12 protein-coding genes are annotated in these 11,191 nt (G+C 64.1%); 3 read left to right on the forward strand and 9 right to left on the reverse strand.

All coding sequences use genetic code 11. The features are described from left to right. Positions 1–20 precede the first annotated feature (20 nt). The 8 genes from VGN68_RS04950 to VGN68_RS04985 form a co-directional block, all read right to left on the reverse strand. The gene (locus tag VGN68_RS04950; protein WP_293700783.1) at positions 21–572 is read right to left on the reverse strand and encodes a fasciclin domain-containing protein; all 552 of its coding nucleotides are present in this window, start codon (positions 570–572) and stop codon (positions 21–23) included. Positions 573–658: 86 nt separating this feature from the next. Beyond that, entirely contained in the window at positions 659–1,366 is a 708-nt protein-coding gene (locus tag VGN68_RS04955; protein WP_327474452.1) for an anti-sigma factor, read from the reverse strand. After that, complete coding sequence (locus tag VGN68_RS04960; protein ID WP_327474454.1) at positions 1,359–1,970, reverse strand: sigma-70 family RNA polymerase sigma factor; 612 nt, start codon at positions 1,968–1,970, stop codon at positions 1,359–1,361. Before VGN68_RS04960 ends, VGN68_RS04955 begins: the two co-directional genes overlap by 8 nt. 8 nt (positions 1,971–1,978) lie before the next feature. Then, positions 1,979–2,575 (reverse strand): GNAT family N-acetyltransferase, encoded by a 597-nt coding sequence (locus VGN68_RS04965; RefSeq protein ID WP_327474456.1) that lies wholly within the window; start codon positions 2,573–2,575, stop codon positions 1,979–1,981. A gap of 48 nt (positions 2,576–2,623) precedes the next feature. Then, on the reverse strand, positions 2,624–3,283 hold the full coding sequence (locus VGN68_RS04970) for a class I SAM-dependent methyltransferase (protein ID WP_327474458.1): 660 nt from the start codon (positions 3,281–3,283) through the stop codon (positions 2,624–2,626). A gap of 2 nt (positions 3,284–3,285) precedes the next feature. Then, entirely contained in the window at positions 3,286–4,503 is a 1,218-nt protein-coding gene (locus tag VGN68_RS04975) for a DUF3419 family protein (protein ID WP_327474460.1), read from the reverse strand. A 122-nt stretch (positions 4,504–4,625) separates the two neighbouring features. Next, on the reverse strand, positions 4,626–5,090 hold the full coding sequence (locus tag VGN68_RS04980; protein ID WP_327474462.1) for a hypothetical protein: 465 nt from the start codon (positions 5,088–5,090) through the stop codon (positions 4,626–4,628). A 56-nt stretch (positions 5,091–5,146) separates the two neighbouring features. Beyond that, a complete protein-coding gene (locus VGN68_RS04985; protein WP_327474464.1) occupies positions 5,147–6,136 on the reverse strand; it encodes a threonine ammonia-lyase in 990 nt (329 codons plus the stop codon). A 64-nt stretch (positions 6,137–6,200) separates the two neighbouring features. Here VGN68_RS04985 and VGN68_RS04990 point away from each other — a divergent pair, with 64 nt between their 5' ends. Genes VGN68_RS04990 through VGN68_RS05000 form a run of 3 tightly spaced genes read left to right on the forward strand, consistent with a single transcriptional unit; the run spans position 6,201 to position 9,002 of the window. Further along, entirely contained in the window at positions 6,201–7,409 is a 1,209-nt protein-coding gene (locus VGN68_RS04990; protein ID WP_327474466.1) for a saccharopine dehydrogenase family protein, read from the forward strand. Positions 7,410–7,462: 53 nt separating this feature from the next. Continuing rightward, a complete protein-coding gene (locus VGN68_RS04995; protein ID WP_327474468.1) occupies positions 7,463–7,816 on the forward strand; it encodes a DMT family protein in 354 nt (117 codons plus the stop codon). Between the two features lie 13 nt (positions 7,817–7,829). After that, positions 7,830–9,002 carry a carboxynorspermidine decarboxylase gene (locus VGN68_RS05000; protein ID WP_327474470.1) on the forward strand — a complete coding sequence of 391 codons (1,173 nt, stop codon included), beginning with the start codon at positions 7,830–7,832 and terminating at the stop codon, positions 9,000–9,002. 137 nt (positions 9,003–9,139) lie between these two features. Here VGN68_RS05000 and VGN68_RS05005 read toward each other — a convergent pair whose 3' ends face one another. Next, positions 9,140–10,792 (reverse strand): FAD-dependent oxidoreductase, encoded by a 1,653-nt coding sequence (locus VGN68_RS05005; RefSeq protein WP_327474472.1) that lies wholly within the window; start codon positions 10,790–10,792, stop codon positions 9,140–9,142. Between the last annotated feature and the right edge of the window lie 399 nt (positions 10,793–11,191).

Consider the following 11,191-nt stretch of genomic DNA (forward strand, 5'->3'; position numbering starts at 1 on the left):
CCTGTCGCCGGACGAAGGGGTTAGCCCGGCAGCAAAACGCCATCGACGACGTGGATCACGCCGTTCGACTGCTTGACGTCGGCGATAGTGATCTGGGCCTTGCCGCCCTTGGCGTCGGTGACATACCATTTGCCATCCTTGCCCCACACGGTCAGCTTGGCGCCCTGAACCGTCGTCAGCGTCGCCTTGCCGCCATTGGCCTGGGCGTTGGCGGCCAGATCGGCAGCGGTCAGTGTGCCGGGGACGACGTGATAGGTCAGCACCGCGGTCAGCGTGCCCTTGTTCTCGGGCTTCAGCAGCGTATCGACGGTGCCGGCGGGAAGCTTGCCAAACGCGGCGTTGGTGGGTGCGAACACCGTGAACGGGCCGGGGCTGGCGAGCGTGTCAACAAGGCCGGCGGCCTGCACTGCGGCGACCAGCGTCGTGTGATCCTTTGAATTGACGGCATTTTCGACAATATTCTTGGTTTCGTACATCGCGGCACCGCCGACCATCGGGTTCGCCAGCGCAACGCCGCCCCCGGCAACCATCATCAAAGCAGCGAGCGACGCGGAAAGTTTGGAAAGTTTCATGATACGATCCTCTGGTTTCTGGCACCCCGGAAATGTGGAATGCGGCGCAGCTACGGCGGCACCCCGTTACCGGATGCACAGAAAGATCAGATCGTGATGATTTTTCCCGACGCGACCGCAACGCTGCTCGGCGCCGGATGCGGCGTTTTCGACACGGGCTCCATCGTGATCGCCAGCGTTGCGCCTTCGGTCATCAGCAGGCGGTGCGGCGGCGGCATCGTCATTTCGGCCTCCCCCGCATGGCCAATCTGACCAAGCGAGACGGGCGGGCCACCCTCGGGAATCACCCAGAGCTCGGGCGCCAGCGTTCCGGGCTCGAAGCCATGGATGCGCAGCTGCATCAAACCGTTGCTGTGGTTGTAGCGCGCGAGCACCAGCGGCCCGGCCGCATCGCTTTCGATCCGAGCGACCGCGAGCTGCGGCGCCGCAGGCGTTGGTGTTGGCCCAGGCTGGGTGATCAGCACGAACGCCAGCGCCGCCGCGACAGCGCCCGACAGCAAAGCTCCGGCGCGCCAGCGGCGCAGACGCGTTTCGATTGCGGTGACCTTGTCGGCGGGCGCATCCGCCAGCTGCCGTTCGATCCCGCTCCACACCCCTGCGCCGGGCTGCGCATCGGCCCATTCGCCGTGCAGCGGTGCCAGCTTCGCCTCCCACGCCAAGACCAGCGCCGCGAAGGCAGGATCGCTGAGCGACAGCCGCAGCGCATCGGCGCGCGCCTGCCCTTCGAGCAGGCCAAGCGCCAGTTCGGCGGCGAGCGCGTCGCGCTCCTCGGCGGGCGTCAGATGGTCATCCATCGCCAAGACAATCCTTCAGGCGCAGCAACCCGCGCCGTATCCAGCTTTTCATTGTCCCCAACGGGACATTTTCGCGTTCGGCAAGCTCGGCGTAGGTCGATCCGTCAAAAAAGGCGGCGCGGATCGACGCGCGGCTTCGTTCTTCGAGTTCATCCAGACAATGGTGGAGCCGCTCACCCTCCTCCGCCGCGACCAGCGACTGGTCCGCAAGCGGGCTGTCGTCGGCCACCGCGAAGGCCGCCTGTTCGGGTAAGGTGTCGCGCACCGTCCGCCCGGCAACCGACCGCCGCCAGTCGATCGCGCCATTGCGCGCGATCGTCGCCAGCCAGGTGATCGGGCTGGCGCGCGCGGCATCGAACTGCCCCGCCCGCTCCCACACCTTGATATAGACGGTCTGCAAAACATCCTCCGCGCTGGCCCTCTCGCCACAGATACGGAGACAGATTCCAAATAGTTTCGCGGCGGTCATGTCATAGACCCGGCGCAATGCCGCGCGGTCGCCGCGCCCGACGGCGGTCAGCGCCGCCGTAAGCTGCGCGCGCGCCTCGTCCGCGCCTGATGACCATTGCGTGCCGTCCACGCCGTCAAGTCGTAGAGAGGTCACGGGAATATTCAAGCGGCGGACGCCCGCATCATGCCCCAAAAATGCGGCCCACCCCCCGGCACGTCCCATTCGACCTGCGTAGCAAAGCCCAGCCGCTCATAAAGCGGCACATTTTCCGGTGTCGCGGTTTCCAGCCAGCACGGCAGTCCTTCGGCATCGGCGACCGCGGTTTGCGCGCGAATGATCCGCCCGCCATGGCCTTTGCCTTGATGCGCGGTGCGCACGCCGACATAATGGAGATACCAGAACCGCCCCGTCGGACGGTGTGCGTCGATGCCGCTTTGGACCCTGAGCCCGCGCGGCAGGGCGGTGCCAAAGGTGGCCATCAGCGGGACGACGGTGCGCAGGAATTCCAGCGTCCCGCCATGCGCCTGTCCCGGCGCGCGCCACAGTGCCGCCGCTTCGTCTCCCGCGGAGCGCAGCGCGACGCCAGCGCGCATGTCGGCGGGGACGAGAGTACGGAACAGGCTGCGCAACGCGCACGCGCGATGATCGGGGTCGGGCAATATCCACGACAATGCCGGGTCGGTCTGGAACGCTTGCGCCAGTGTTTCGACGACGCCCGCGGCTTCGGTGAGTCGCGCCGGCAGAATAGTTTCGATCATCGCGCCTCCGGTGCCGAAAGGAGCAGGCGACGCGCCGTTTGGCAAGGGTTAGCGCAGCCGCTTCTCAAGCCGCAGTGACCATGCATAGTCCCGGTAAAGCCGGGTCACCGCCAATTGCCCGCCGACGTCGTTTGCGACCTCTCGCGCCGCCTCGACCAGCAACGCGCGCGGCGCGACGTGAAAGCGTGCCAGCCAGCTGAACAACGCCGCGCGGAACCATGGCGGCATTTGCTCCTGCTGGCCGAAATCAATGATATGCAGCGCGCCACCGGGCGACAAATGGCGCACCGCCTCGCGGATCGCGCCCTGCCAGTCGGGGATCATCGACAGCGTATAGCTTTGGAAAATCCGATCGAAGCTGGGGATGCGAAACAGGGTTTTCGGATCGAAGTCCGTGGCGTCGCCCTGGGCAACGCGGATCCTTTGGCTCAACCCGGCGCGTACGATCGATGCGCGGGCGGTTTTCAGCATCTCTTCGGAAATGTCGATGCCGTAGAAATGCGCTCCGGGCCAACAGCGCGCCGCGGCGATCAGGTTGCGCCCGGTACCGCAGCCGATTTCAAGCACATGACTGCCCACCGACGGCGCCAGTTCGTCAATCAATCGGTCGCGCCCGAGCAGATAATATTTGCGCGTCAGGTCATAGATATGACGCTGGCCGCGATACACCCCGTCCATGCGCGCGGCATGTCCCTCCCCCGGCGCCATGGTCAGTCTTTCAGGACATAGAGATGAACCCCGCCATAAATCGCCGAGCGGTCGCGCCGCGTATAGTCCTGCGATTCGACCGCGCGATACTCCCAGTGGTCGAGCAATGCCTCGGGCAGGCGTCCCGGCAGCAGGCTGGTTTCGGCAGCGGTGCGGAACAGCACGCGCGCGCCAGACCGCGCGGTCCGGGTAACCTCGCTCCACAATTGGATCAGCTGCGCATCGCTCATCCAGTCCTGCGCATCAAGGAAGACATAACGGTCGAAACTGGCTGCCGCGGAAGCCGCCAGCATGTCGGTCATGTTTGCGTGCAACATCGTCACGCGCCCCGCGCGCGCCTTTACCGCATCATAATGAGCAGGCTGCAAATAGGGTGGCAACGACGCCGCCGAACCTTTGTCATAGCGGCGCCCAAACGCCTGCCAGGCAAAATAATTATCTTCGAGCGGAAAGTCGCACGCCAGCTTTTCCAGCCGCGCCCGCAGCACGTCGGCCATCGGCTTGCCTCCGGCAAGCGCGTCATATTGCGCAGGCGGAATGCCCAGCCCGAAAAGTGACGAGCGCTGGTCGGTGATCCAGCGAATGAACTTGCGGTCGAAAAACGGGGCCAACTTCGTGTCGAAAATCACCCGCTGCTCCTCGATCGTCTTTGCTTCGAGGAATTGGCGCAGATCGATCCGGTGCATCCGCGCCACCATATGCGCCAGGCCAATGAAGCTGCCGAGCAGGCCGCGCTTGTACAGCCCGTGCGCGAAGCCGTTGATCCGGCGGCGCCCGACCAGGTCGCGCCCCTCCCAATAGCGACGGCTGACCTCGTCGAGGTGCGGTCGGACAAATTCGCGGTAGGCCGCAATGTTGGCTCCGTTGTCGGCGTCGGCAAAAAAACGATGCAGGCTGTCGTGGTCGGGGAGCCGCTGGATCGCGATACGCTTCAGGTGGTTCAGCGCGACATGCGCGGTGTTGAGATCGACCGCGACAATCTCCGCCGGATCGGCCGTCAGATAGGAAAAGACGTTGCAGCCGCCGCTGGCGATCGTAGCGATTCGATTGCCCGGCTCGATCGCCAGCGCCTCCATGTCGACGACCGGGTCCTCCCAAATCTGGGCGTAGACCAATCCTTTGAACGCGAACGCAAACGCGCGATCGAGCAGGCGCTGCCTCTGCTCGGCATCCTCGCGGACGACGGCGGCGGCTATTTTCTGGTTGGGCTGGCTGGCCATATAGAGGGCTCCCGGGTCAAGGTAGATCCCGGTCGCCGATGACAGCGGTTCGTGCGATTTTCGCGAAGAATTGGTGACATTCCGGCGACAGCGCCAAATAAACTATCGCCGGATTGTCCTCATTAATCGCGGCAATAACCCTCGCCATCCTTGACCTTCAGGCAATCCTTCTTGCCCGCCAGATATTTCAGGCCCGTCGCGTCGCCGGTCGCGGCCGCCAACGTCAGCGTTTCAGCGCCGCGCGTGAACGTAATGCCGCCGTCGCTGTCGCTGTCGCTGTCGCTGTCGCTGTCGCTGCCGTCATAGGTGCCTTTCGTGTCAAGGTCCGACTGCATCTCCAGCTTGTACTTGCCGGGCTCGGCCGCGGTAATCGTGACATACATGCCCTCGACCCCGGTCCATTTGCCCGCCCATGCCGCATAGCGGTGCGCCGCGGCGGCCGAATCGGTGGCGGCACCTGCGGGCCGTGCAGTCTCGACAGGCACTTCAGCTGTGGTCGTGTCAGCGGGCGCGGGTGCCTCGGCCTTTTCGCATCCGGTCAGCAACACCAGCGCCGCTGCAATGGCCAGAATCACGCTCTTTTGCATCTTGCTTCTCCTTAGCCGTTCCAACGCACCAATTGGAGCAGATATCCCGTTCGGCGTCACCCGGCGATTATCTCGGCATAAAGCTCCGGGTCGACATTGCCTCCCGACAAAGTGACCAATGTCGCGTCGCCCAACTCGACCTTGCCGGCGAGCACCGCGGCCAGCGCAGCCGCGCCGCCGGGCTCGACGACCAGATGCAGGCGCTCGAACGCGACCCGCATCGCATGGCGCACCTCCTCGCGCGTCACCACAACCCCGCGCACGCCGCGCGCTTGCAGCACCGCGAAATTGATCGGCCAAGTCTGCGGGGTCTGCAACGCGTCGCATTCGGTCGCATAGGCCAGATCCTCGACCGACAGGATTTCGCCTGCCGCTAGCGAGCGCGTCACATCGTCCCAGCCTTCGGGTTCTACAGCGACGATCTCGGCATCGGGACAGGCGAGCGCCAGCCCCGCCGACAATCCGCCGCCGCCGCAGCAAGCGATCACCTTGTCGGGTCCCGCAATCCCGCGCGCCGCCAGCTGCGCCTGCGCTTCGATCCCGGCGCTGCCCTGCCCTTCGATGATCCACGGATCGCCATAGGCATGAACCAATGTCCCGCCGCTGGTTTCGAGCAATTTCGCCGCCACCGCGTCGCGCGATTCGGTCACGCGGTCGTACAGCACCACCTCGGCCCCCAGCGCCCGCGTTGCTGCCAGCTTCATCTTGGGCGCATTGCTCGGCATCACGATCGTCGCCGGGATACCCAGCCGTTTCGCCGCCCAGGCGACCCCCTGCGCATGATTGCCGCTCGACACTCCGACCACCCCTGCCGCCGCTTGCTCGGGCGTCAGATCAGTCAGCCGATGCCAGGCGCCGCGGATCTTGAAGGCGCCGACGGGTTGCAGGCATTCGGCTTTGCACCAGATCGTCCGCCCATCGACCTCCATCGGCAACAGCGGCGTTTGCGGAAGCAGCGCAGCGACTTTCGCCGCGGCGCGTTCGACACCCGCGAGCGAGGGTGCGCGGTTCGGGTCGAGCAGGGGATCGGGGCTTTGCTGTGTCATGGCTTCGTCCTATAGGGCCGGGCATACATGACAAGCCGCATAGGTAGGCGCAGGAGATTTTTCGATGAGCAAGGTTCTGGTGATCGGCGCAGGCGGCGTCGGTTCGGTCGCGGTGCACAAAATGGCGATGAACGCCGACATCTTTCCCGACATCACGCTGGCCAGCCGCCGCAAGTTCAAATGCGATGCGGTTGCCGACTCGGTCAAGGCACGCACCGGCGTGACGATCAAGACCGCCGAAGTCGACGCCGACCACATCGACGCGACCGCGGCGCTGATCCGCGACATCGGCGCGACGCATGTCGTGAACCTCGCGCTGCCCTATCAGGATCTGACGATCATGGAGGCGTGCCTGTCGACCGGCGCCCATTATATGGACACCGCCAATTACGAACCGCGCGACGAGGCGAAGTTTGAATATCATTGGCAGTGGGCTTATCACGACCGGTTCAAGGATGCCGGACTGATGGCGCTGCTCGGTTCGGGCTTCGACCCCGGCGTGACCAGCGTGTTCACCACCTGGCTCAAAAAACATCATTTTGCGCGCATCGACACGCTCGACATTCTCGACTGCAACGGCGGCGATCACGGCCAGCATTTCGCGACCAACTTCAATCCCGAGATCAACATCCGCGAAGTCACCGCGGTCGCGCGCCACTGGGAAAATGGCGACTGGGTCGAAACCCCGCCGATGTCGGTGAAGCAAAAATTCGACTTTGAAGCGGTGGGCGAAAAGACGATGTACCTCATGTATCATGAGGAAATCGAAAGCCTGAAAACGCACCTTCCCGAAATCCAGCGCATCCGCTTCTGGATGACCTTTGGCGAGGCGTATATCACCCATCTCAATGTACTGCAGAACGTCGGCATGACGCGCATCGACCCGGTGATTTACGAGGGCCGCGAGATCATTCCGCTGCAATTCCTGAAAGCCGTGCTGCCCGAACCGTCGAGCCTGGGCGAGACGACCAAGGGCAAGACCAACATCGGCGTGATCGCCACCGGCCTGGGCCAGGACGGCAAGGAAAAGACGCTCTACCTCTACAACATCTGCGACCATGAAGACGCCTATGCGGAGACGGGGAATCAGGCGGTCAGCTATACCACCGGCGTCCCCGCGATGATCGGCGCCGCGATGATGGTGACCAACACATGGAGCGGTGACGGGGTGTTCAACATGGAACAGATGGACCCCGATCCGTTCATGGCGATGCTGAACGACCATGGCCTCCCGTGGCAGGTCAAGGAACTGGACGGGCCGCTTAATTTCTGATTGCTGCGCGTAGCGTCGGCGCCTGTCGGCGCTACGTGCCAGCGAGGGAATTTATGACCGCCTATCTCGCCCCCATCGGGCTGCTCATCATCTCGAACATCTTCATGACGTTTGCCTGGTATGGACACCTCGGCGATATGTCGCGGCCGCTCTGGCTCGCGGTGTTGATCGCCTGGGGCATCGCTTTCTTCGAATATTGCCTCGCGGTCCCCGCCAACCGCATCGGTTACGGCGTTTACACCGCCGCCGAACTCAAGACCTTGCAGGAAGTCATCACGCTCGTCATATTCGCTGCGTTCGCGGTCTTCTGGCTCGGAGAGAAGCTGACCGTAAACCATCTCGTCGGCTTTGGTCTGATTGCGGCGGGGGCTTTCTTCATCTTCAAGGGGCCGATTGCGGTCTCATAGGAACCAGCGAACCATGGAAACCCGTGCCGGCGATCCCGGAGCTTTCGCAAGCTTCGACCTCAGCCGCGTCCCTTCGCCCGCCTTTGTTGTCGACGCCGCCAAGGTGCGCGCCAATCTGTCGGTGCTGCGTCATATCGGCGACGCCTCGGGCGCTCGCGTGCTTGCCGCGCTCAAGGCGTTTTCGATGTGGTCGCTGGGTTCGACGGTGGCCGACTATCTCGACGGGGTCTGCGCCTCGGGGCTTTACGAAGCCAAGCTTGGGCGCGCCGAATATGGCGGCGAGGTTGCCACTTATTGCGCGGGCTATAAGGAAGCCGATCTGCCCGAGATCGCGGCGCTGTCCGATCATCTGATCTTCAACTCCCCCGGCCAGATCGCGCGCTTCCGTCCACTGATCGACGACCTGCGCGCGCAGGGCGCGGCGTTCGACATCGGCCTGCGCATCAACCCGATGCACAGCGAGGGCGAGGTCGCCAAATACGACCCCGCCGCGCCGTGCAGCCGCTTGGGCTTTCCCGTCACCCAGCTGCTGCCCGAGCATATAGCGGGCATCGACGGCATCCATATGCACAGCCTGTGCGAACAGGATTTCCCGCCGCTGACGCGGACATGGGAGGCCGTGCAGCCGATGCTGCGGCCGTTCTTCGGCCAGTTGAAATGGATCAACTTCGGCGGCGGTCACCATGTCACCCGCGCCGATTATCAGGTCGATGACCTGATTGCGTTTCTGAAACAGGTGCGCGCCGCGACCGACTGCGACGTGATGATCGAACCCGGCGAAGCGATCGCGCTCGACGCCGGCATCCTTGTCGGCGAAGTCCTCGACCTGTTCGACAATGGCATGCCGATCGGCATCACCGATATTTCCGCGACCTGTCATATGCCTGACGTGATCGAGGCGCCGTATCGCCCGGCGATGCTCGGCGAAGGCGATGAGGGCATGCCGACCCGCCTCGGCGGCCCCTCCTGCCTCGCAGGCGACGTCATCGGCGACTACCGCCTTCCCGGCGGCGCCCGCATCGGCCAGCGCTTCGCCTTTCTCGACCAGGCGCATTATTCGATGGTGAAAACCAACACCTTCAACGGCGTGCCGCTGCCGTCGATCTGGCTGTGGGATAGCGAAACCGACGAACTGAAGCTGATCCGCGAATTCGGCTATGAGGATTTCAAGACGCGGTTGAGCTGATTGCTCCTCCCTGTCGCGCAGCGATGGGGAGGGGACCGTCGCCGCAGGCGATGGTGGAGGGGCAGCGACCTCGGCGCTATAGCCCCTCCGTCAGCGCTTCGCGCTGCCACCTCCCCATGGCTTTGCCACAGGGAGGATCAGGTGGCCGCAACCTCCGCCAGCGCCTGATGAATATCGCTGACCACCACCGACCCCTCGCCGACCGACGACGCCACGCGCTTCACCGAGCCTTTGCGCACATCGCCGATCGCGTAGATCCGCGGCCAACTGGTCTCATAACGGCTCGGCATACGGTCCAGCGACCAGCCCGCCTTGACCAGCTCCACCGGCGCAATATCGCCGCCGGTCTTCACAAAACCGCGCTCGTCGCACACCATTTCCTTCGGCAACCAGCCGGTGTTCGGGCTGGCGCCGAGGAACAGGAACAGGAAGCGGCAGTCGCAATGCCCCTCCTCGCCGGTCTCGCGGCCGCGATAGGTCAGCCCGGCAAGCCCGTCCTCCCCATGCAGCGCGATCACGTCAGTTGACGGGATGATCTCGATATTCGGATGATCTTCCAGCCGCCGGACCAGATACTCCGACATGGTTTCGCGCAGGCTTTTGCGGCGAAAAATGACGTAAACCTTCTTCGCGACACTCGCGAGATAGATTGCGCCCTGCCCTGCCGAATTGCCCGATCCGACGACCGTGACCTCGGCGTTGCCGCACAGCTGCGCCTCCATCGGTGTCGCGCCATAATATATGCCGCGACCTTCATAGGCTTCGATCCCCTCAATCGGCAGCCGCTGATATTGCGCCCCCGACGCGATAACCACCGCGCGGCTGCGCAATTTGCGCCCGTCGGCCAGATGCAGGCAATAGACGTCCTCGTCGCGCACGATCGACGCCGCGCGCACCGGTGCGGCGATCCGCGCGCCGAATTTTTGCGCCTGCACCGTCGCCCGCCGCGCCAGCTCATTGCCCGAAATGCCAGTTGGAAAGCCAAGGTAATTCTCGATCTTCGACGACGTGCCCGCCTGTCCGCCCGGCGCGAGCGCGTCGAGTGCGATGACCGTCAGCCCTTCGGACGCGGCATAGACCGCGGCGGCGAGTCCGCCCGGCCCGCTGCCGACGACCAGCACATCGGCGGTCGAGCCATCGGGCAGCAGGTCAAGACCCAGCGCCGCCGCCAGTTGTTCGGGGGTCGGCTGGACCAGCATATCGGCAGCGCCAAGGATGACGACAGGCAGCTGGTCCTCGCTGATGTCGCGTTCGGCGAGCAGGTGCGCAGGGACCGGACCGTCGGCGGGGTCGAACCAGCGATGCGCGACACCATGTTTGGCGAGCAGGTCGCGCAGCGCATAGACGCTGCGATCGAGCGCGGCACCGATCACGATCGTCACCGCAAAGCCGCGCTGATTGCTGAACTCGCGCCGCGCCGACAGCACCCGTACGAAAATGTCCGAATAATGCGAGTTGCCCGCGATCAACCGCTGAAAATCGGCGTGCTTGATGCGCAATATCTCCCCATCAGCGCCCATTTCAACGCGCGACAGATGTCGCTGCCCGGTCAGCACCGACAAATCGCCTGCGAACTGCCCGCGCTCCATCCACCCGACGCGCTTTCGTCCTTCGTCGGTAGATGCAAAAATATCGGTATGGCCCGACAGGGTGATGATGCAGTCGGGCGCCATCGTTCCTTCGGCGACCAGCAGGTCGCCCGCCCGGTGCGATTCGACGGTGCCAAAGGCGCAGAGCTCGTCGAGTTCGGCGTCGGAGAAGGTGTGATTGACGTCGGATCGGGAGACCATGGCGTGCCGCTTTCTTTTTTCGTCACCCCGGCGAAGGTCGGGGTCTCGCCGGTGCGTCAATACGAGCCGTCGAGATCCCGGCCTTCGCCGGGATGACGAACCTAATTGGGACTCAGCCTAGCTGACAGGCGATCGTTTGTCGCGTCTTTGCCCCGCTCGGCGCACATCCGCCCCGCTTCGCCCTTTGTGTTACCGCAGCGTTACAAAATTGCGCGATAGGGTCTTTACAGGGGGGACCCCCCTCCATATATGCGCTCTCGCTGCCCCAGGGGGACTTCCAATAACCGCAAGGCAGCCTTGTCGTTTACCGTTACACTTTTGGGGGTCCCTTGCATTGCACCAGCATCATAGCGCCCACGGGCTGATTCAGGCACTTTCGCCGGTCGAACCCGTCACGCT

Origin of the sequence: Sphingopyxis sp. (assembly GCF_035998965.1) — a bacterium.
Taxonomy (GTDB): Bacteria; Pseudomonadota; Alphaproteobacteria; order Sphingomonadales; family Sphingomonadaceae; genus Sphingopyxis.

Excerpts from the sequence above, each read along its gene's own strand:
- VGN68_RS04950 (WP_293700783.1), bottom strand. The coding sequence starts at position 572 with ATGAAACTTTCCAAACTTTCCGCGTCGCTCGCTGCTTTGATGATGGTT.
- VGN68_RS04955 (WP_327474452.1), bottom strand. The coding sequence starts at position 1,366 with ATGGATGACCATCTGACGCCCGCCGAGGAGCGCGACGCGCTCGCCGCC.
- VGN68_RS04965 (WP_327474456.1), bottom strand. The coding sequence starts at position 2,575 with ATGATCGAAACTATTCTGCCGGCGCGACTCACCGAAGCCGCGGGCGTC.
- VGN68_RS04970 (WP_327474458.1), bottom strand. The coding sequence starts at position 3,283 with ATGGCGCCGGGGGAGGGACATGCCGCGCGCATGGACGGGGTGTATCGC.
- VGN68_RS04975 (WP_327474460.1), bottom strand. The coding sequence starts at position 4,503 with ATGGCCAGCCAGCCCAACCAGAAAATAGCCGCCGCCGTCGTCCGCGAG.
- VGN68_RS04980 (WP_327474462.1), bottom strand. The coding sequence starts at position 5,090 with ATGCAAAAGAGCGTGATTCTGGCCATTGCAGCGGCGCTGGTGTTGCTG.
- VGN68_RS04985 (WP_327474464.1), bottom strand. The coding sequence starts at position 6,136 with ATGACACAGCAAAGCCCCGATCCCCTGCTCGACCCGAACCGCGCACCC.
- VGN68_RS04990 (WP_327474466.1), top strand. The coding sequence starts at position 6,201 with ATGAGCAAGGTTCTGGTGATCGGCGCAGGCGGCGTCGGTTCGGTCGCG.
- VGN68_RS04995 (WP_327474468.1), top strand. The coding sequence starts at position 7,463 with ATGACCGCCTATCTCGCCCCCATCGGGCTGCTCATCATCTCGAACATC.
- VGN68_RS05000 (WP_327474470.1), top strand. The coding sequence starts at position 7,830 with ATGGAAACCCGTGCCGGCGATCCCGGAGCTTTCGCAAGCTTCGACCTC.
- VGN68_RS05005 (WP_327474472.1), bottom strand. The coding sequence starts at position 10,792 with ATGGTCTCCCGATCCGACGTCAATCACACCTTCTCCGACGCCGAACTC.